General features: G+C 54.8%; 19 protein-coding genes. 15 read left to right on the top strand and 4 right to left on the bottom strand.

Features of this window, described 5'->3' with window-relative positions; genetic code table 11:
* Positions 1 to 209: 209 nt before the first annotated feature.
* Entirely contained in the window at positions 210 to 950 is a 741-nt protein-coding gene (locus BC440_RS07190; protein WP_063092522.1) for a 3-deoxy-manno-octulosonate cytidylyltransferase, read from the top strand.
* Between the two features lie 81 nt (positions 951 to 1,031).
* The gene (locus BC440_RS07185) at positions 1,032 to 1,892 is read left to right on the top strand and encodes a prephenate dehydratase (RefSeq protein WP_007088803.1); all 861 of its coding nucleotides are present in this window, start codon (positions 1,032 to 1,034) and stop codon (positions 1,890 to 1,892) included.
* 106 nt (positions 1,893 to 1,998) lie between these two features.
* Here BC440_RS07185 and BC440_RS07180 read toward each other — a convergent pair whose 3' ends face one another.
* Positions 1,999 to 3,669: a methyl-accepting chemotaxis protein gene (locus tag BC440_RS07180; protein ID WP_063092523.1), complete on the bottom strand. Its 1,671-nt coding sequence runs from the start codon at positions 3,667 to 3,669 to the stop codon at positions 1,999 to 2,001.
* A 375-nt stretch (positions 3,670 to 4,044) separates the two neighbouring features.
* On the opposite strand from BC440_RS07180, the gene BC440_RS07175 reads away from it, so the two are divergent.
* The 9 genes from BC440_RS07175 to BC440_RS07135 all read left to right on the top strand — a co-directional run bounded on the left by BC440_RS07175 (position 4,045) and on the right by BC440_RS07135 (position 13,475).
* Positions 4,045 to 5,856: a DEAD/DEAH box helicase gene (locus BC440_RS07175; protein WP_063092524.1), complete on the top strand. Its 1,812-nt coding sequence runs from the start codon at positions 4,045 to 4,047 to the stop codon at positions 5,854 to 5,856.
* Positions 5,857 to 6,109: 253 nt separating this feature from the next.
* On the top strand, positions 6,110 to 6,952 hold the full coding sequence (locus BC440_RS07170) for a transporter substrate-binding domain-containing protein (protein WP_223304894.1): 843 nt from the start codon (positions 6,110 to 6,112) through the stop codon (positions 6,950 to 6,952).
* A gap of 189 nt (positions 6,953 to 7,141) precedes the next feature.
* The gene (locus tag BC440_RS07165; protein WP_063092526.1) at positions 7,142 to 7,606 is read left to right on the top strand and encodes a PaaI family thioesterase; all 465 of its coding nucleotides are present in this window, start codon (positions 7,142 to 7,144) and stop codon (positions 7,604 to 7,606) included.
* Between the two features lie 58 nt (positions 7,607 to 7,664).
* Positions 7,665 to 8,837: an isovaleryl-CoA dehydrogenase gene (locus BC440_RS07160; RefSeq protein WP_063092527.1), complete on the top strand. Its 1,173-nt coding sequence runs from the start codon at positions 7,665 to 7,667 to the stop codon at positions 8,835 to 8,837.
* Between the two features lie 30 nt (positions 8,838 to 8,867).
* On the top strand, positions 8,868 to 10,055 hold the full coding sequence (locus BC440_RS07155; RefSeq protein WP_007088809.1) for an acetyl-CoA C-acyltransferase: 1,188 nt from the start codon (positions 8,868 to 8,870) through the stop codon (positions 10,053 to 10,055).
* Positions 10,056 to 10,218: 163 nt separating this feature from the next.
* Positions 10,219 to 11,193, top strand: a complete 975-nt coding sequence (locus BC440_RS07150) for a sodium-dependent bicarbonate transport family permease (RefSeq protein WP_037987627.1) — start codon at positions 10,219 to 10,221, stop codon at positions 11,191 to 11,193.
* Positions 11,194 to 11,197: 4 nt separating this feature from the next.
* Positions 11,198 to 11,509, top strand: a complete 312-nt coding sequence (locus BC440_RS07145) for a hypothetical protein (RefSeq protein ID WP_063092528.1) — start codon at positions 11,198 to 11,200, stop codon at positions 11,507 to 11,509.
* Positions 11,510 to 11,651: 142 nt separating this feature from the next.
* Positions 11,652 to 12,272, top strand: a complete 621-nt coding sequence (locus tag BC440_RS07140; RefSeq protein WP_007088812.1) for a carbonic anhydrase — start codon at positions 11,652 to 11,654, stop codon at positions 12,270 to 12,272.
* Between the two features lie 69 nt (positions 12,273 to 12,341).
* Positions 12,342 to 13,475: an acyl-CoA dehydrogenase gene (locus BC440_RS07135; protein ID WP_007088813.1), complete on the top strand. Its 1,134-nt coding sequence runs from the start codon at positions 12,342 to 12,344 to the stop codon at positions 13,473 to 13,475.
* A 64-nt stretch (positions 13,476 to 13,539) separates the two neighbouring features.
* Here BC440_RS07135 and BC440_RS07130 read toward each other — a convergent pair whose 3' ends face one another.
* From BC440_RS07130 to pspF, 3 genes are all read right to left on the bottom strand, one after another.
* Positions 13,540 to 14,316, bottom strand: coding sequence for an outer membrane beta-barrel protein (locus BC440_RS07130; RefSeq protein ID WP_082822555.1), 777 nt, complete (start codon positions 14,314 to 14,316; stop codon positions 13,540 to 13,542).
* Between the two features lie 220 nt (positions 14,317 to 14,536).
* Positions 14,537 to 15,013 carry a hypothetical protein gene (locus BC440_RS07125; protein ID WP_063092530.1) on the bottom strand — a complete coding sequence of 159 codons (477 nt, stop codon included), beginning with the start codon at positions 15,011 to 15,013 and terminating at the stop codon, positions 14,537 to 14,539.
* A gap of 2 nt (positions 15,014 to 15,015) precedes the next feature.
* Positions 15,016 to 16,020 carry a phage shock protein operon transcriptional activator gene (pspF, locus tag BC440_RS07120; RefSeq protein WP_063092531.1) on the bottom strand — a complete coding sequence of 335 codons (1,005 nt, stop codon included), beginning with the start codon at positions 16,018 to 16,020 and terminating at the stop codon, positions 15,016 to 15,018.
* 168 nt (positions 16,021 to 16,188) lie between these two features.
* Here pspF and pspA point away from each other — a divergent pair, with 168 nt between their 5' ends.
* The 4 genes from pspA to BC440_RS07100 all read left to right on the top strand — a co-directional run bounded on the left by pspA (position 16,189) and on the right by BC440_RS07100 (position 19,367).
* A complete protein-coding gene (gene pspA / locus BC440_RS07115) occupies positions 16,189 to 16,854 on the top strand; it encodes a phage shock protein PspA (RefSeq protein ID WP_063092532.1) in 666 nt (221 codons plus the stop codon).
* A 56-nt stretch (positions 16,855 to 16,910) separates the two neighbouring features.
* Positions 16,911 to 17,159 (top strand): envelope stress response membrane protein PspB, encoded by a 249-nt coding sequence (gene pspB / locus BC440_RS07110; RefSeq protein ID WP_007088817.1) that lies wholly within the window; start codon positions 16,911 to 16,913, stop codon positions 17,157 to 17,159.
* A complete protein-coding gene (locus BC440_RS07105; RefSeq protein WP_063092533.1) occupies positions 17,156 to 17,734 on the top strand; it encodes a PspC domain-containing protein in 579 nt (192 codons plus the stop codon). Before pspB ends, BC440_RS07105 begins: the two co-directional genes overlap by 4 nt.
* Before the next feature lie 256 nt (positions 17,735 to 17,990).
* Positions 17,991 to 19,367, top strand: a complete 1,377-nt coding sequence (locus BC440_RS07100) for an AAA family ATPase (RefSeq protein ID WP_063092534.1) — start codon at positions 17,991 to 17,993, stop codon at positions 19,365 to 19,367.
* Positions 19,368 to 19,415 lie beyond the last annotated feature (48 nt).

Genomic DNA, 19,415 nt, shown 5'->3' with positions numbered 1-19,415 from the left:
CTATACGTTTCAGAGATTTGCATCAACCTTTCTTAAACATAAAGGCGAAAACAGACGAGATATACCTTCGTCATATTCAATTCCGTCTTTCGCAGAATCCCCAAAACCGGCTATTGTCCCGCCGATTCACGACATTGCTTCTTGCACAGGTGATCAGACGCGCGCTTTGCGCGAGATCAAAGCAGGATCAAGCCAGACCGGAGGCCTATATGACTACGCCGCGCAACCCCGTTGTCGTTATTCCTGCCCGTATGGCATCGACACGCCTGCCCAACAAGCCGTTGGCTGATATTCACGGCGAACCGATGATTGTTCATGTTTGGCGCCGGGCAACCGATGCAGGAATCGGTCCGGTTATCGTCGCGTGCGCCGAACAGGAAATTGCCGACGCGGTAACGGCGGCTGGTGGTATTGCCGTTTTGACCGATCCGGATTTGCCAAGCGGATCGGATCGGGTGCATCAGGCGTTGCAAAGCTTTGACCCGGATGGAAAATACGACGCCGTGGTCAATGTTCAGGGTGATCTTCCGACGATTGATGCAGCCGATATTCGTGCGGTTTTTGAGCCGCTTGTCGATCCGAATGTCGACATCGCGACTCTGGCGGCTGAAATCACGCGGCAAGAAGAACGTACAAATCCCAATGTGGTGAAGGCGGTAGCGGCCTTTGGTGCCGGTCGTGTGGCGCGTGCGCTTTACTTCACGCGGGCAACGGCCCCGCATGGCGACGGGCCGCTTTACCATCATATCGGTCTTTACACCTATCGCCGGGCAGCACTTGACCGGTTTGTAAGTCTTCCACCGGCCGAACTTGAAAAGCGTGAAAAGCTTGAGCAGCTGCGCGCACTTGAAAATGGCATGGTGATCGCGGTTGCGCTTGTGAACGGCGTACCGCTTGGCGTCGACACCCCGGAAGACCTTGAACGCGCACGACTTGTGCTGGGCTCGTAATTAGGCTTTTCTATGTTTTGTCTGGCGGTAAAGCCGCGGGGCATGACATGGAAATCATATTAGATATCAGGAAACAACCAGATGACTGCCCAACAACGTATCGCTTTTCAGGGAATGCACGGTGCCTACTCCGATCAGGCAGCGCGGCGCGCCTTTCCCGGTGCGACAACCGTGCCTTGCCGGACGTTTGAGGGCGCATTTGGTGCATTGCGCGATGGTGATGTCGATCTGGCGGTGATTCCGATTGATAACACTCTGGCCGGTCGTGTGGCGGATGTTCACCACATTTTGCCTGACTCTGGGGCGCATATCATTGGCGAGACGTTCCTGCGCATCAACCACGCGCTTGTCGCAGTTCCCGGTGCCAGGATTTCGGATATCAAGGAAATCCGAAGCCACGTTCACGCGCTGGGCCAGTGCCGTAAAATCCGTCAGGAACTTGGCGTGAATACCGTTGTCGGGCCAGATACGGCAGGCTGCGCAAAGGAAGTGGCCGATCTGGGCGATAAAAGCATTGCTGCGATTGCCCCGGTTCTGGCCGCAGAGATTTATGGCCTTGATGTGCTGCGCACCGAGGTCGAAGATGCGGCACATAATACGACCCGTTTCATCATTCTGGCGCGCGAGCCGCTTGATATCGCCAATGACGGCACGCCGGTAGTGACAAGCTTTGTCTTCCGCGTCCGTAACGTTGCGGCGGCCCTTTACAAGGCGCTTGGCGGTTTTGCGACCAATGGGATCAACATGACCAAGCTTGAAAGCTATATGGTCGAGGGGCATTTCACCGCAACCCAGTTCTTTGCCGAGGTCGAAGCCCATCCAGAACAGCTTGGTCTGCGCCATGCGCTTGAAGAACTTCAGTTCTTCTCGCACGAGGTCCGGATTTTGGGTGTTTACCCGTCTCATTCCTTCCGTCGGGAAAATGATCTTCCCGCCGAATAGATCGGCTTAGATCCTTTTCGATAAAGAAAACGGGCCATTTCCTGCGAAATGGCCCGTTTTGCTTAAGCCACATCCGTTTTGTTTGAGGCTATTTTCTTCGCAGGAATCAATTCTCAGCCTGCTTGATCAGATCGTTCGAGAAGCGGTGAATGATCTGTGTCAGTTCCGAAGACCGCGACGAAAGTTCTTCGGACGCGTTGCGCAGATCGCCCGCATGGGTGGTTGTGCTTTGCGCGTTCTTCATGGTTTGATCGACACTATACGAAATCTGTTTCACGCCATCCGCACTGCGATTGGCATTGCCCGCGATTTCCTGTGTGGCTGCACCCTGTTCTTCAATTGCCGCTGCAATGGCGGTTGACGCAGACCGGACCTGATCAATGGTTTCCGACACGCGCGAAATACCCGTAACCGCACGCTCGGTACCTTCGACGATGCCGTTGATCTGGGCCGCGATTTCCTCGGTCGCGCGCCCGGTCTGGGTGGCAAGGTTTTTGACTTCGCTTGCGACCACCGCAAAGCCCTTGCCCGCATCACCTGCACGGGCGGCTTCGATGGTTGCGTTCAGGGCCAAGAGGTTGGTCTGGCCCGCGATGTCGTTAATCAGGCTGACGATTTCCTTGATTTTATCAACGGCTTCGGACAGGCCGCCAACATCCTCAGAGGCGCTTTGGCTTTCATGCGTTGCGCGTTCGACAGTATTTGACATCTGGGAAATCTGAACGTTGATTTCCGTGATCGAGGAAGAAAGTTCCTCGGTCGCGGCGGCAACCGCGTCAACGTTCTGTGACACGGACCCGGCGGCAGATGCAACCTGCTGGCTCTGATCAAGAATGCCTTCGGCGTTGTGTGACATACTAACTGCAAGTTCACCGCTGCGTTTAACCGATTGGTCAACGGCACCGGCAATACCACCAACTTCGCTCTCGAGTTTTTTGGCGATGTTGCGGATATTGGTGCGCCGTTCTTCTTCGGCTCTCTGTTTCTGGATGGCGGCGTCTTTTTCAAGCTGCTGGGCCTGCGCGGATTTGTCACGCAGGGCAAGAACGCCAGATGCCATGTCGCCGATTTCGGTAAAGTTGGAATCCGTCTCAACTGGTGCCTGATAATTGCCTTCGGCAATTGTCGCGATCGAACGGTTCAGGCCGACGATGCTTTTGGTGATACGGGTGCCGACGAACCAGGACAACACGCCGGCGATGACGATCGCGATCACAGAGATAATCGCGATACGTTGCATCACGGACTGAAATTCTGCGGCGACGTCATCCATATAGACACCCGCACCTAATGCCCAGTTCCAGCCCGGAATCGGACGAACATATGCGGCCTTTTCGACCAATGTATCGCCCATGCCTGGTTTTTTGGTTTCATAGGTTATCACGCCACCACCGGCCTTGGCGGTTTTGACGATCATCTGGCGCACTTTACTGTCGGGGTTGCATTTGCCGACATCTTCGGGGCTGAGCGGATCAAGAACCATGCAATGGTTATAATCGGTGGCGTATATGTAGTTCTCCCCATCAAAGCGATACGCATTGAGCAATGAAAGCACTTCTGCCTTGGCGGCGTTTTCATCCATATCGCCCGCTTTGACCTTGGCAATATATGAATCAACGATCGTTACCGCGCCCTCGGTCAGATGTTCGATCTGTTCGAACTTACCGTTACGCAGGCTGTTTTGATAATTCAAAGCGACTGTCGCGATAATCGCGAGAAGTGTCAGCAGGCAGATGGCCGGGATCGAAAAAATCCCCGTAACAACCCGAAAACGCATATTTCTTCCCCTTACGCGTTATTTAAGCGACCGATAATGCACACAAATTAGACATGCATAGATTAATTCCGCGTTACATATGGGAATGGTGAATGCGTTTTTGCATGGCTGCCCGGCGCAGGGATTGATTGACTTTGTTCTGGGGGGCATGTATCACCCCGTTCATTCCTTCGCTTGTAGGGCAGATTGAGCTGTCAGGAACTGTGTGAAAAGGCGAGGGCGGCGATGACGTGATGACGTCATGGCCTCATCATATGCCTCTCATGCAGGGTCCGAAGCAGCGGCTTGATCGCCGTGCACCGGTCGCTATTGCTGTCGAGCAGGCACATCATGGCGCGAACATGGCGCCGACCGGATTTTGAAGGACTTTCCTTTATGACTAATTTTGAAGGGCTCAACCTTATCGAGCCCCTGCTGCGCAACGTTGAAGCTTCTGGTTTCACCGCACCGACCGAGATTCAGGCAAAAACCATTCCGGCTTTGCTTGAGGGTCGTGACCTGATGGGTATTTCCCAGACGGGTGGTGGTAAAACCGCTGCTTTCTGCCTTCCGCTGTTGCAGCGCCTTGCCGAGAACCCGAAACGCCCGGCACCGGGCCAGCCGCGCGCGCTTATTCTTGCGCCGACGCGTGAACTGGTAAACCAGATCGGTCAGTGCCTGCGTGATTTCAAAAAAGGCATTCGCCTGTTCTCTTCTGTTGTTTACGGTGGCTCGCCGATGGGCCCGCAGATTCAGGAACTGCGCCGTGGCGTTGACATTCTGGTTGCGACCCCGGGTCGTCTGCTTGACCACATGTCACGCAATACCATTCGTTTTGATGACATCGAAGTCTTCATTCTCGACGAAGCCGACCGTATGCTCGATATGGGCTTCTCGGAAGACGTTCTGACCGTTGCCGAAGTGCTGCCGCGTGATCACCAGACGGTGATGTTCTCGGCAACCATGCCGCCGGCTGTCAAACATCTGACCGACCGTTTGCTGAACAATCCGGTTAAGGTTGAAACCGCGCCGCAGTCCAGCGTGACCGAGCGTGTGACCCAGCGCGGCATGTTCGTGAAACGTCACGACAAGACCTCGCTTCTGGTTCAGTTGCTGAAACGTCAGGAAAGCGAACGCGTTCTGGTTTTCACCAAAACCAAAGCCGATGCGGACGAGCTTTCGTTCCAGCTGCGCGATGAAGGTGTCGATACCGACGCCATCCATGGTGACAAGCAGCAGCGTATTCGCCAGAAAATCCTGCGTAACTTCCGTAATGGCCAGTTCCCGGTCCTGATTGCAACTGACGTTGCTGCACGTGGGATTGACGTTCCGGGCATCACGCATGTCATCAACTATGACCTGCCAACCGATCCGGAAAACTATGTGCACCGCATTGGCCGTACCGGTCGCGGCAGTGCCGAAGGCATCGCGATTTCGTTCTGCGAGCCGCGTGACGTTCGTCATCTGCGCAACATCGAACGCGTGATCGGCCAGCAGGTCGAGATCGACGAAGATCATGAATTCCATTCGGCTCCTCCGGCCCGTTCGTCAGGTGGTGGCGGTCGCGGCGGATTTGGCGGTGGCCGTGATGGCGGTCGTGGTCGTGGCGGTTTCGGCGGCGGCCGTGATGGTGGTCGTGATGCCGGCCGTGGTGGTCGCGGTGGATTTGCTGGTGGCCGTGATGGTGCCCGCGACGGCGCCCGTTCATTCGGTGGTCCACGTCGTGCCGAAGGCGACCGTGATGGTGTGCGCCGTTTCGAAGGGGATCGCGAAGGCGGTCGGGCTTTTGGTGGTGATCGTGACGGTGGTCGTGATGGCGGCCGTCGTTTTGGCCAGTCAGATCAGCCGCGTGGTGATCGCGGTGGTGATCGTCCGGCCCGTTCGGATCGCAACGACCGCGGTGGTGACCGTTTTGATCGCAAGCCGCGCTTTGATCGCGCTGCTGCCGACCAGCGCCCTGATCGTGCAGAGCGTTCTGATCGTACCGAGCGCACGGACCGTGGCACCAACTTCCGCCCGCGTGGCGAAGGTGCACCGGCACGTGATGGCGAGCGTCGTTTTGCTGACAAACCACGTGGCGAACGCGGTTTCAAAAATCGAGATCGTGATACCCGCGGTCGTGATTTCAGTGATCGTCCGCGCCGTGCCGAAGGTGGTCGTGGTGAAGTCCGTGGTGGAAACCAGGGCATGAAGCGCCGTTCCGCCTAAGTCATTTTGCCTTTCTCTTTCCGCCTTTTGCTGAAAAGCGCGGGAAATCTGAAGATTTTAAAAGAAGCCTCCGCTTTGCGGGGGCTTTTTTGATTTCAGGACGTCACACAGTATCATCCACCGGTTGGTGTGCGATTGTGGTAATGTACGAAAAAACACATACCGGATGATGAATATGCTCGAGAGTCTCCTTACATTACTCATAAAATAATCGACGCTGCGAGATTGGTGATGCGGTTGGAGAGTGATGGATATGCAGTTGATGACCCGGACAGGGTATTTAGCGTCCATTTGCGTTGCTGGTTTAATCGCAGCAAACATTGCCCATGCCAAGGACGCCTCACAGAATTTTGCGGTCGATAATGGTGGCGTGCGGGATTGCAACCATTTGATTGCATCGGGAAACCCGGATTACCCACCCTATCTTTGGCCTGCCGACGATGGTTCTGGTCATCTGATTGGTGCGGCTGCTGAATTCCTGCAGCGGGTTGGTGATGCCGCAGGCATTAACATTGAAGTCGTCAATGCAGGTAGTTGGGGGCGTGTGCAGCAGCACATGCGTGAGGGTGGCATCGATATGATCGCAGGTGCCTTCTTTACAGTGCCGCGACTTGAATACATGGATTATTTTTATCCGGCATTCCAGGGGACGCGCACGGTCATCTGGACCAAAGCCAACATTGATATCAATTATCGCCAATGGTCGGATCTGCGCGGGCTTGAGGGGCTTACAGTCATTAACAACAGTTTCGGGCAGGAATTCGACAGCTATGCGGCCCAGAACCTGACAATTCGGGAAGTTCCAAGCCTTGAACAAGGTTTGAAGATGCTGGATCGTAATCGCGGAGAATATCTGATTTACGAAGAGTTCCCCGGCAAAGCTTTTGCTGCGCGGGAAAAGATTGACGATATTCGCAGCTATGACATCGCGGTAAGCGAAGAAAGCCTGTATCTGACCATGTCGCATAAGTCGCCCTGCAATACCGGCGCGATGCGTGGCCGTATTGCTCAGGCACTTTTCAAGCTTGTGGGCGACGGCGTGATGGATGAAATGCTCGAAGCCAGCATCGCCCGCTGGAGCACAGGCACAAACTGACTCCCGATGAGTTGATATAAAGTTGAAAACCGGCCTTTTGCCTGTTGTGATCATAAATAGGTATAGTGATGCGGATTTTGATTTGACGTTTACGTTAACGTAAACTACAACAGATTTGCTTCATAACCCGTGATGACCGGTGCTCGATATATTGAACCGGCATGACTGCAGGCAGGACAGGATCGCAAGATGGCACAGTTTGAGCCGCAAAATCCGAACTATAATGCTGAAGTCCGGCATCGGTTTTCTCAGCAGCCCTACAATCTTTCGATCGGGGCCGAGGTCGTTGATGTTAAGCCGGGGCGGGTCGAGATTGTCGTGCCGTCACGCGCGGATCTGATCCAGCATAACGGCTATTTTCATGGTGGCCTGATCGCCGGGCTTGCCGACATCGCGGGCGGCTTTGCTGGATGGAGCCTCGTTGCCGAAGATCAGGGCATGCTGACCATCGAATACAAGCTTAACATCGTCGCGCCGGGCATGGGCGATCAGTTGCGCGCGGTTGGCGAGGTGGTTTCACGCGGTCGGTCGATCATTGTCACCCGCATCGATGTCTTTGGTATGAGGAATAGTGAGCCGGTTCTGTGTGCGACGTCGCTTCAGACGCTCAAGGTCATGAAGCTGCCGCCGGAATTATTAAGTAACGCTGCATAATCGGTTTGATTATTCACTTTTATCAAAAAATCAAAACACCCAGGGCAGGAACAGTAAAATGGCATTTTTCGACTTTCCCGGATTGAAATTTGATCTCGGCGAGACCGCAGAAGCGATCCGCGAAACCGTTTCATCCTTCGCCGAGGCAGAAATCACGCCGCGCGCGGCCGAGATTGATGAAAAAAATGAATTCCCCAATGATCTGTGGCGCAAATTTGGCGATCTTGGTCTGCTCGGAATGACGGTCCCCGAGGAAGATGGCGGTACCGGTCTTGGCTATCTTGAACATGTGATTGCCATGGAAGAAATCAGCCGCGCATCGGCATCGGTTGCACTTTCCTATGGTGCGCATTCAAACCTGTGCGTCAATCAGATCAAACGCAATGCCAATGCCGAGCAAAAGGCAAAGTACCTGCCGAAGCTGATGAGTGGTGAACATGTCGGTGCGCTTGCCATGAGCGAACCGGGATCCGGTTCCGATGTGGTGTCGATGAAATTGCGGGCGGAAAAAAAAGGTGACCGTTTCATCCTGAATGGGAACAAGATGTGGATCACCAATGGTCCGGATGCCGATACGCTGGTAGTTTATGCCAAAACCGATATTGATGCCGGGCCCAAGGGTATTACGGCATTTATTATCGAAAAGGGTTTCAAGGGTTTCTCGACGGCGCAGAAGCTCGATAAACTGGGGATGCGGGGGTCAAACACCTGCGAACTGGTGTTTCAGGATTGCGAAGTACCCGAGGAAAATATCCTTGGGAATTTGAATGGCGGCGTTCGTGTTTTGATGAGCGGCCTTGATTATGAGCGCGTCGTTCTGGCCGCCGGACCGACCGGCATCATGCGGGCATGCATGGACGTGGTCGTGCCCTATATTCATGAACGCAAACAATTCGGCAGGGCGATCGGTGAATTCCAGCTGATGCAGGGCAAGATGGCCGATATGTACACCACAATGAATGCCTGCCGGGCCTATGTTTACGAGGTCGCCAAGGCATGTGATCGTGGTGAAACATCACGCAAGGACGCGGCAGGAGTGATCCTTTATGCTGCCGAAAAAGCGACCTGGATGGCGCTTGAAGCCATTCAGACGCTGGGTGGTAATGGTTATATCAATGAATACCCGACGGGACGTTTGCTGCGCGATGCCAAGCTTTACGAGATTGGCGCAGGCACTAGCGAAATTCGCCGCATGTTGATTGGCCGTGAACTTTTCGGCGAAACCGCCTAATCCCCATATTTGGAATACAGGATCAGATCCATGAGCAATTCAGACCCCATCGTTATCGTTTCCTGTGCCAGAACCCCGATGGGCGGCCTGCAGGGGGATTTCGCAACCGTTACCGCATCCGAACTGGGCGGCGTTGCCATCAGGGCCGCGCTTGAGCATGGCCGTGTTGCTGCCGAAGATGTTGACGAAGTCATTATGGGTAACGTTCTGCCCGCTGGTCAGGGACAGGCCCCGGCGCGTCAGGCCGCATGGAAGGCGGGTATCCCGCGTTCTGCCGGTGCAACCACGATCAACAAGATGTGCGGATCGGGCATGAAGGCCGTGATGTTTGCCCATGATACGCTGGTCGCCGGTGGCGCCAATGTCATGGTTGTGGGGGGGATGGAAAGCATGACCAATGCGCCGTTCCTGCTTCCGAAAATGCGGTCGGGCCACAAATACGGTCATGACATGGTTTATGACCATATGGCGCTGGATGGGCTGGAAGATGCCTATGACAAGGGCCGTTCGATGGGCACCTTTGCCGAGGCGACAGCCGAAAAATACGGATTTACCCGCAAAGCGCAGGACGACTATGCCATCACGTCGCTGACCCGTGCGCAGAATGCTGCCAAGTCAGGCCATTTTGCTGATGAAATTGCCCCGGTGACCTATGCCACCCGTAATGGCGAGGTTACCATTGATGCCGATGAACAGCCGCCAAAGGCAAAACCGGAAAAAATCCCGACCCTGCGCCCGGCATTCGCCAAGGACGGCACAGTAACCGCGGCCCATTCGGCATCGATTTCCGATGGGGCGGCGGCTCTTGTCATGATGCGCGCGTCGGAAGCCGAAAAGCGAGGGCTTAAGCCGCTTGCCAAAATCGTTGGTCAGTCTACCCACGCCCAAGAACCTTGCTGGTTCACGACCGCCCCGATTGATGCGATCAAAAAGGTGCTGGGCAAAACCGGCTGGTCCAAGGACGATGTTGATCTGTGGGAAATCAACGAAGCCTTTGCCGTGGTGGCGATGGCCGCCATCCGTGATCTGGAACTTGATCACGGCAAGGTCAATGTCCATGGCGGTGCCTGTGCGCTGGGCCATCCGATAGGTGCCACCGGTGCGCGGTTGTTGGTGACCCTGATCCATGCGCTTAAAACCCATGGCGGGACCAAGGGCGTGGCGTCGCTTTGCATTGGTGGCGGTGAGGCCACGGCGGTCGCCATCGAGCTGCTTTAAGTTTTTGGTAAATTATGTGAACGAAGTTACGCCCCTGTGATCGGAGGGTTCGGCTTTCTGATGACAGAAAACCGTGATCCTGCTATCGGAATTGCGGTTTTGGCGCAGGGGCGAGACTGCTTGCGCGACACCAACACCAAGGTATCATAGTCAAGGGACAGCCATGCAAGATGTGTTGAGCCTGGCGGCGCAAAATCTTCTGTCGCCCATCGTACTTTTCTTTGTTCTGGGGGTGGGGGCTGCCCTTGCGCGATCCGATCTGACGATCCCCGAAGCCGTAGCCAAAGGCATATCGCTTTATCTGCTCTTTGCCATTGGCTTCAAGGGTGGGGTTGCGGTCTCAGATAATGGGATCGACCTGACCTTGGGTATGACCCTGATGGCAGGTGTGATCCTGTCCTTCGTTCTGCCCTTTATCGCCTTTGGCCTTTTGCGGTGGATATCGCAACTCAGCCGGACAGATGCCGCGGCCGTGGCCGGGCATTATGGCTCGATCTCGATCGTGACGTTTGTCGCGGCAACCTCGGTCCTGCAAAGTTCCGGCATTGTGGCAGAGGGTTATATGGTTGCTGTCGCGGCGGCCATGGAGGCACCGGCTATTTTCTCGGCCCTGTTACTTGTGTCATCGGGCGGTAAGGGGCGGATGGATGGGGCGCTGATCCGTGAAATCCTGCTCAATGGTTCCATCGTTTTGCTTGTCGGCAGTTTCTTTATCGGCTGGATCACCGGGGCTGAGGGCATGGCAAAGATCGAGGCGCTGATTGTTTCACCCTTCCAGGGGGTTCTTTGCCTGTTTCTGCTTGATATGGGGCTGGTTGCGGGGCGTGGGCTTAAACAGGGTCGTGCCGTGCTGCGTGCGGGACCACTGGCCTTTGGTGTGATGATGCCAGTGATCGGCTCCTGCCTTGGTCTGGTATTTGCGTTGCTGATCGGCCTGTCACTGGGGGGCACAGTGCTGTTGATGGTTCTGGCCGCCTCGGCAAGTTATATCGCGGTGCCTGCGGCCATGCGTGTCGCCCTGCCAGAGGCCAATCCGTCGGTCTATCTTACGCTGTCGCTTGGCGTGACGTTCCCCTTCAACCTGACGCTTGGCATTCCGCTTTATCTTGCGATGGCAAGCGCCGTTCACGGAGGTTAATCCCATGGAAAAGCATGATGCCAAACGCGTGGCGATCATTATCGAAGCCATTATGGAGAGCCGCCTGCGCCAGGCACTTGAAGGGGCGGGGGTTACCGGCTTTTCCGTGCTGCCGGTGCTTGGTGGATCGGGGCGATCTGGCAGTTGGCGCCGGGACGATACCGTGTCGCGCGGGGGCGGCATGGTTCAGGTGATCTGCATTATCCGCCCGGAGAAGCTTGATGCCATGCTTGAAGCCGCCTTTGAAGTGGTTGACCGACATATTGGTGTGGTCACGATCAGTGACTGTCAGGTGCTGCGCGCGGATCGTTTCTAGAAACGTCAGGGTTTGGTTGTCTGCGAAACAAAGGAGATCGCGCGTTTAGAACGGTTCAAAAGGTTTGAATGGGGACTATCAACTTGGGCAATTTGGTCCTATTTTGTCGGCAGCGTTATGACAGAATAGGGGACTTCGCGAGATGTCAAAGCCAACCGTTGATCGGATGCTTGCCGGGTTCAAGAGCTTTAAGGCGATGTATTATGATCAGCGCCCGGAACGCGTCGAGGACCTGGTCAATATGGGCCAGCGCCCAGAAGTTCTTCTGATTGCCTGTTCTGATTCCCGCGTTGATCCAGCCATCCTGACCAATGCCGAACCGGGCGAGATGTTTGTCATCCGTAACGTGGCAAACCTTGTTCCGCCCTATGAGCCCGATGAGAATTACCACGGGACGTCGTCGGCGATCGAATTTGCGGTGCGTGATCTCAAGGTCAGGGACATCGTCATTCTGGGCCATTCGGCGTGCGGTGGCATGGAGGCTCTGGTCGAGCACGGCGAAGCGGGCAAGGTGCCGGATCGCGACTTTATCGGCGAGTGGGTCAGCATTGCGAAATGCTGTCTGGAGCATGGCCCGGATGTCGACAAGGTATCGCGTCATTCGATCCGTAACTCGCTGCAAAACCTGATGTCGTTCCCGTTCATCAAGGAACGGGTCGAAGCCGGCGACCTTAAGCTGCATGGCTGGTGGTACGGCATGAAAGAAGGAATCCTGTGGCGCTTTGATGCCGAGCAGGACAAATTTGTTCAGGGCGAAGAATAGGCCCGGCCTGATGAAAACGATCTTCTGATCGCATGGCCGGTGCATCGCCCAATTGGGAGGGTGACCGCCATGCGGTTGGAAGAACATCAGATCATGGTGCGCGATACAGCGCGCGAGTTCGCCGAAAATGAACTCAAACCTCATGCCGCAAAATGGGACATCCACCATACCTTTCCGGCCGAAGCGATTGCCGGATTGGGAGAACTTGGCTTTTTGGGCATGCTGGTGCCCGAAGAATATGGCGGGGCGGGCATGGATCACGTCGCCTATGCGCTGGCACTCGAAGAAATAGCTGCTGGCGATGGGGCAACCTCCACCATCATGTCGGTGCATAATTCGGTCGGGTGTATGCCGATCCTGAAATTCGGTACCGAAGATCAGAAAGAAAAATATCTGGTCCCGATGGCGCGTGGCGAAAAGATCGGCGCATTTTGCCTGACCGAGCCGCAAGCCGGATCGGATGCCAGTGCACTGCGCACGCGTGCCGTGCGCGACGGCGATCACTGGATTATCAACGGTTCCAAGCAATTCATCACGTCCGGCAGTGAGGGTGATGTGGCGATTGTCTTTGCCGTTACAGACCCGGAAGCAGGTAAACGCGGTATTTCGGCCTTCATCGTGCCAACCGATACGCCGGGCTATGTCGTTTCGCGGGTCGAGGAAAAGCTTGGCCAGAATGCATCGGACACCTGCCAGATCACCTTTGTCGAATGCCGGGTGCCCGGTGAAAACATGCTGGGTGAAGAAGGGCAAGGCTATAAAATCGCACTAGCGAACCTTGAAGGTGGGCGAATTGGTATTGCCGCGCAATCGGTCGGCATGGCACGCGCGGCGTTCGAGGCGGCCCGCGATTACGCCAATGAACGTGAAACGTTCGGCAAAAAGATCATCGAACATCAGGCGGTGGCATTTCGCCTTGCCGATATGGCGACCAAAATCGATGCGGCCCGTTTGCTGGTCCATCGCGCTGCCGAACTTCGCGACGATCACAAACCCTGTTTGACCGAGGCCTGCATGGCTAAGATGTTCGCATCCGAAATCGCCGAAGAAGTGTGCTCGGCCGCCATTCAAATTCACGGCGGGTATGGCTACCTTAAAGACTTCCCGGTGGAGCGCATTTACCGTGATGTGCGGGTCTGTCAGATTTACGAAGGCACGTCCGACATTCAACGCATGGTGATTGCAAGGTCGCTTGCCGATTGATGGCAAACCAGCAATAAAGGGGTACGCAAAACGTACCCCTTTTCAAGATTAAACAGTGTCGCAATCAGAACTGATATTGCAGGCCAATCATGAACTCATGTGCCCGTAGGTCAAACCGGGCAGCCTCCACGCTGGTCACCGTCGCCCCATTAATAAATTTGTCACCACCGCGCGCTTCGCCCATGTCAAGGAAGCGGTAGGACATGTCGAGCGTCCATTGGTCGGAAATCACGTACCCGACACCCGCACCAATCTGCCAGGCCAAATCGTTATGCGTGTCGCCGGTAGTGTAACTACCATTGGGGGCTGCAAAGAACATTTTTTCAGTTTTGTTTCGGGCCCAGCCGATACCGCCTTGCACGTAGGGTGAAAAGGCACCGAGATCAACGCCAGCAATACTTAATGGGTCAACATAAACGTTCACCATTGTCGTCCAGTTGGATGTTTCGAAAGCACCGTCATTTAGCTTGTTGTTTGGTTTGTTCGGGATGCCATCCGCGTCACGATAGTCATCTGCTGCGGACAGTCGATTACCATAAGATACCGTGATGTCGGTTCGTAGATAGTCCGTGAGCTTGAGCCCCGCACCGATCTGGTAGCGCGATCCTTTATAGCTTGTCATTTCGATCGAATCGCGTTCACCCGGGTCGTCAAATTCGGCTCTATCGTCAACCGTGATGGAAGACCCCAGATCGGCCCGCAGATAGGGTGCGAACAACCAGTCATCTTCTGCATGTGCCGTGCTCGGCGGCAAGGTGGAGAGGAGAAAAGCTGGGATGAGTAAAACGCAGATCGTGCGGCAGAGACGAACCATCGGAGATTTCATCATGGCGGGGCTCATTGATTTTGACCTGCATTATTTTGAGGTAATATTAGAAATTTAACTTACAATTTCATGGTGCTGTCAAAATGGCAACTTGAATAAATAATTGGCCGCTACGCGGCGGAGCTCAGGACATCTGATCGCGTATGTGGCCCGGCAAGTCTTCTGTTCGGCAAACAACGCTCGGCGGTGCTTGCGCACATGAAAACGGCGGGCAGTGGGCTTGGGGCGGACGTCACTAAGAAGCGCTCTGGCTCGGTTGCCTTGGGGGCGACGAAAACCGATCCAGAAAACGTCGTGCACGCGGCAGTGCATCGTGCAGGAATTGTTGCGGTTCACGGAGCCATAATCCGTCAAATTCGCGGGATTTGGGTTCCGATATCAGAACGTCACGTGGGAGCGGTATTATGTCGGCATCCCACCCCGGCCAACGTTGTCGGGCGCGTCGGAAGCAATGATCCATGAAGCGCTTGTGGTTGCTGTATCCGTGATAGTCAAAGACCCAATCTCCGCCTGAGACGATGATGTGATTGCCGGGAAGGTTATCTTTCGGATGGAACCAGATTGGAGTGAGTTCGCCGGTCGCGTCAAAGCGTTCGATGAATGCGTGGGCAAGGATATGGCAGGCACCACACGCAAAGAATATCCTGTCAGGCAGGTTCCAGCGCATTACCGGGTCGCTCTTGCGATAGTTTGGGGTGCGGGGCTGATACATGCTTATGGTCCTGAGCGCCCCGGCAGCAGATCGTATTTTTCCAGAAGTCGACGGAACTGATGGTAGTTCAGATCAAGCGCCTTGGCGGCTTCGGTCTGGTTATTCGCGTTTCGACGCAGGGCGTTTTCAAGCAGTTTGATTTCAAATTCTGCAACCTGAGATTTGAAATCTGTTGTGCCGGTGGGGGCAGGTTCTTCGGGTGTGGTAGGTGGAGCATCACGGTCGGTTTCGGTCCAGATGCCTTCGAACGGGTCGAGTACGATATGCGCAAGCGGATTTTCATCATCTTCAGCCAGATAAAGGCTGCGTTCGACCGCATTGCGCAACTCGCGGACATTGCCGGGCCAGGAATGGCTCAGAAGTTGGCGCGCCGCTGTTGGTGTGAAGCCGGCAAAAACCTGTCGCGACAGGCGTTTGGTCATTTCGAGTGCGAACTGTTCGGCAAGTGGCAAGATATCATCAGACCTTTGGCGCAACGGCGGCACGGCGATCACGTCAAAGGCGAGTCGGTCGAGCAGGTCGGCGCGAAACTTCCCGGTTTTGGCCAATTCGCGCAGGTTTTCATTTGTCACACCAATGACGCGGGCATCAACTTCGATCACCTCGGAGCCGCCAACACGTTCAATCTCGCCATATTCAACAACGCGCAGGAGTTTTTCCTGCACCATTGGGCTGGCGGTGGCTATTTCATCGAGAATGATGGTGCCGCCATGCGCGCGTTCAAATCGCCCGACATGACGTTTGGTTGCCCCGGTAAAGGCCCCGGCCTCGTGCCCGAACAGTTCGGTATCAAGCAGGGTTTCAGACAGGGCCGCGCAATTGACCTTGACCAGCGGGCCGCCCCAGCGACGGGACAGGTAATGCAGGCGTGAAGCAATCAGTTCCTTGCCCGATCCCCGTTCGCCGATCACAAGGCATGGCCGTTCAATCGGTGCCAGACGTGAAACATGTTCAAGGGCGGCCAGAAAAACGGGGTCTTCGCCCAATATCGGTTGCAAGCTATCCATTTCGCGAAAAACGTTATCGAAAAAAGACAAAATTGTCGCGATAAAAGTTAATTGGATAAGGCGGGTGATTCTAAGTCATTGATTTTATTGGGTGTCAAAACTGGCACGGCATTTGAAATAGAGAGATCAGAATTTTTGCGTCCCCCGTATTTTTAAGGAGATCAGACAATGGGCGTGTTTTCGCGTTTGTCCGATATCGTAAATGCCAATATCAACTCGCTTCTGGATCGTGCTGAAGATCCGGAGAAAATGGTTCGGTTGATGATCCAGGAAATGGAAGATACCCTGGTTGAAGTCCGTTCCGCCGCGGTCAAGGCGATTGCCGACAAGAAAGAAGTCGAGCGCAAGCTCAAGAAGCTTCATGACGGTCAGCTTGAGTGGGAAGGCAAAGCGGAATTTGCCATTTCCAAAGGCCGTGACGATCTGGCAAAGGGTGCACTGATGGCGCGTCGCCGTCTGGCCGATCAGAGCATCGTGCTGGAGCGCGAGCTTGAAGTGATCGAGGAAACGCTTGGCAAGTTTGACGATGACTTGAACAAGCTTCAGAACAAGCTTAACGAAGCCAAGGGCAAGCAGCGTGCGGTTGAAATCCGCATGCAGACTGCCGAAAAGCGTGTCAAGATGCGCGAAAAGTTGCATTCGGGTCAGATCGATGAAGCATTGCTGCGCTATGAGCAGATGGAACGCCGCATTGACGAGCTTGAGGCCGGCGCGGACTCCTGGGATCTTGGTCGCGGGCAGAGCCTTGAAGAACAGTTCGAAGACCTTGAAGCCGAGCTTGGGATCGAGGACGATCTGAAAGAGCTTAAAGCGCGGGTCAAGAAAGACAAATAATCAGCGGTTCGCGTGTTTCGATGCGATAAGCTGCAACAAAGGTTGAGCTGACAAAGATGTGGGCGATTGCTGTACCGTTAATTGTGTTTGTTGTCGTTGTCGGCCCTGTTTGGGTTGTGTTTCACTACATAACACTTTGGAAACGGATGAAAGCCGAACAGCAAAAATCCAGTCCGGAACAGGTGGCGAAGGAAAAGGAAATCGTCGCCACGCTCAAAGGCCGGGCAGAACGCCTTGAAAATCGTGTCGAAACACTTGAACGCCTGTTGGATGCCGAGGTTGCCGAATGGAGGAACAGGATATGACTGCACAGCAAGCTGCTGCCGGTGCCGGCTATCAGCGCGGTCACAAGAAACATCGTCATGGCGGTTGCCGTTTCCGGCGTGAGGGCAAGGACGGCAAGGAGTGCGGGGGCGTCATTCGCCGCACGACCCGGGGAATTGCCGAAAAGTTTGGTATCCCGCGCAAAGGTGTGCTGATCGCCTTTATCCTGATCCTGATTTTCAGCTTCCCTGTCGGTGTGATGCTGTTCGCCCTTGCGTGGGCCTATGTGCATCATCCGGAATGGTTTGATGGTCTGCGCGGCAAGTTTCGCGGGGCCGGTCGGACGGGATCATATAATGCCTCGACCGCGCATACCGACGCGCCAGAAGAGCGCCCGACCATGGGTGTCGATTTCGAAGAGCCGTGGATGGAAGACCTTCGCGAGAAATTCGATGACCTTGAACGCCGAACCGGTTCAATGGAAGGTTACGTTGCTTCCGGTGATTACCGGCTGGCATCGGAACTTGAAAAGATGAAAAAAGACGACGCCAGCGGCAAGAAAGACGCCGATGGCAGCGACGATGATGCTTCGACCTCCCCCAACGATAAAGCTTAGCAGATGCTGCGATGACATCGGTATCAATCCCCCCTGCTTCGCAGTTATATTGAGTTATCCCGCAGCTTCACCTTTCGAGCCGGACCTGTTTCTACGGGTTCGGTTTCTTTTTTTGTTTTTGTTCGTGATCGCAACTATTTGCTGAAAAATAACCAAATAGCGTTTATCGTTATACCTAATTTAAAGGTTTTCTGACTAGCTTGGTGTCCTCTGGTGATATCTGGCGGGAAAGCCTGCCAGCAAAACGGGGGGTGATATGGCGACCATGATCGAACATCCGGGCGAACAGGATTTTCTGCATCGGTTGATGCTTGATAATCCGTGGTGGGATGGCATCACCGATGATCTGGTTCATGATCTGCCGCAGCGTGCGTTTTTCAAACGGTTCTGGGCCGCAATTGAAAAAAACGACGGAACAAAGGCCGTTGTTTTAACCGGGCCGCGTGGGGTGGGTAAGACCGTCATGTTGCGGCAGGCCGTTGCCGAATTGCTTAATGCCGATACACCACGTCGACATGTTTGCTATATCTCGCTTGAACACCCGCTGTTTCTTGAAATCGATTTGCCGCGACTGCCAAAAATACTCCGTTCCATGCGGGGCATATCGGCAGATCATCCGCTTTGGCTGTTTATCGACGAGGTGTCCTATCAGCGCGATTGGGAAGACCGGGTTGCAAAATTGCTGGTGGCAGACCCGATGTTGCGCGTGGTTGCGGTTAGTGCGTTGGCACCCAATCCAAACGCGCTTGGTCATATTCAAAGCCTGTTTTTACCGCCTTTCAGTTTCGCCGAATATCTTGAGCAGCGCGGGATCGCGCCATCAGACGTCTTGCCGCAAACACCCAATGTCGGGCGCTATACCGCCGATATTCCCGAAGGCCTGATCGAGCTTAACGACCTGTTCGAAGCCTATATCAACGAAGGCGGTTTCCATGATCGTGACGGCGAGGCGGGGGCAATCCATCGATCGCTTCATTCCGATCTTCCCGGGTTGCACGGCATTTCAAATCCATCGGATTTGCACCGTCTGTTTGTGTTGCTGGCCTATAACACCGGTGCGGAATTCTCGATCGAGACATTGGCGCGGGAACTTGATATCGCCAAAAATACGCTGCGCCGTTATCTTGAATATCTTGAAAGTGCATGGCTGGTGCGCAGGCTGGAACGTGTCGATCAGGATGCAAAACCGTTTCAGCGCGCGGTGGCATTTAAGGTCCATCTGATTCACCCCGGGCTTCGCGCCGGATTGATCGGTGCCAAGGCCACGGACAGTGCGACAATTACCCGACTGGCTGAAACCGCGATCCAGACCCAGTTCCTGACGTCGAGTGTCGGGCTTGAAAGCCTTTATTACGCGCGTTGGGGGCATTTCGAGGTGCCTTTCGTTTTCCTTGACCGGCGAAGCGGAACACCGCTTTTTGCCTATCACTGCCTGTGGCGTGATGAAGGCATTCGAAAGCCCAAGGAAATCCGTGCATTGGTCAATTTCCGCACCAGTCATGCCTTGCCACTAGGGGCATTCGTGATGACCAAGGCGCAATGGCATGGCGGTAAAATCGGTGGCGTGCCAATGCGTTTTGAACCTGCGAGTGTCCTTGCACTTCGGATCGGGCTGGAATTCTCGCAGCTTTGAACGGCGTCACAGTGCTGGGTTGATGGCGTCTGTTCCGGGCAGTATGCC

The sequence above is a fragment of the Thalassospira sp. MIT1004 genome (assembly GCF_001858545.1).
GTDB lineage: Bacteria > Pseudomonadota > Alphaproteobacteria > Rhodospirillales > Thalassospiraceae > Thalassospira > Thalassospira xiamenensis.
The sequence above is the reverse complement of the archived record's forward strand: the minus strand, read 5'-3'. Positions and strand labels throughout refer to the sequence as shown.

Coding starts and splice junctions, on each gene's coding strand:
- BC440_RS07190 (WP_063092522.1), top strand. CDS start 210: ATGACTACGCCGCGCAACCCCGTTGTCGTTATTCCTGCCCGTATGGCA.
- BC440_RS07185 (WP_007088803.1), top strand. CDS start 1,032: ATGACTGCCCAACAACGTATCGCTTTTCAGGGAATGCACGGTGCCTAC.
- BC440_RS07180 (WP_063092523.1), bottom strand. CDS start 3,669: ATGCGTTTTCGGGTTGTTACGGGGATTTTTTCGATCCCGGCCATCTGC.
- BC440_RS07175 (WP_063092524.1), top strand. CDS start 4,045: ATGACTAATTTTGAAGGGCTCAACCTTATCGAGCCCCTGCTGCGCAAC.
- BC440_RS07170 (WP_223304894.1), top strand. CDS start 6,110: ATGCAGTTGATGACCCGGACAGGGTATTTAGCGTCCATTTGCGTTGCT.
- BC440_RS07165 (WP_063092526.1), top strand. CDS start 7,142: ATGGCACAGTTTGAGCCGCAAAATCCGAACTATAATGCTGAAGTCCGG.
- BC440_RS07160 (WP_063092527.1), top strand. CDS start 7,665: ATGGCATTTTTCGACTTTCCCGGATTGAAATTTGATCTCGGCGAGACC.
- BC440_RS07155 (WP_007088809.1), top strand. CDS start 8,868: ATGAGCAATTCAGACCCCATCGTTATCGTTTCCTGTGCCAGAACCCCG.
- BC440_RS07150 (WP_037987627.1), top strand. CDS start 10,219: ATGCAAGATGTGTTGAGCCTGGCGGCGCAAAATCTTCTGTCGCCCATC.
- BC440_RS07145 (WP_063092528.1), top strand. CDS start 11,198: ATGGAAAAGCATGATGCCAAACGCGTGGCGATCATTATCGAAGCCATT.
- BC440_RS07140 (WP_007088812.1), top strand. CDS start 11,652: ATGTCAAAGCCAACCGTTGATCGGATGCTTGCCGGGTTCAAGAGCTTT.
- BC440_RS07135 (WP_007088813.1), top strand. CDS start 12,342: ATGCGGTTGGAAGAACATCAGATCATGGTGCGCGATACAGCGCGCGAG.
- BC440_RS07130 (WP_082822555.1), bottom strand. CDS start 14,316: ATGAGCCCCGCCATGATGAAATCTCCGATGGTTCGTCTCTGCCGCACG.
- BC440_RS07125 (WP_063092530.1), bottom strand. CDS start 15,013: ATGTATCAGCCCCGCACCCCAAACTATCGCAAGAGCGACCCGGTAATG.
- pspF (WP_063092531.1), bottom strand. CDS start 16,020: ATGGATAGCTTGCAACCGATATTGGGCGAAGACCCCGTTTTTCTGGCC.
- pspA (WP_063092532.1), top strand. CDS start 16,189: ATGGGCGTGTTTTCGCGTTTGTCCGATATCGTAAATGCCAATATCAAC.
- pspB (WP_007088817.1), top strand. CDS start 16,911: ATGTGGGCGATTGCTGTACCGTTAATTGTGTTTGTTGTCGTTGTCGGC.
- BC440_RS07105 (WP_063092533.1), top strand. CDS start 17,156: ATGACTGCACAGCAAGCTGCTGCCGGTGCCGGCTATCAGCGCGGTCAC.
- BC440_RS07100 (WP_063092534.1), top strand. CDS start 17,991: ATGGCGACCATGATCGAACATCCGGGCGAACAGGATTTTCTGCATCGG.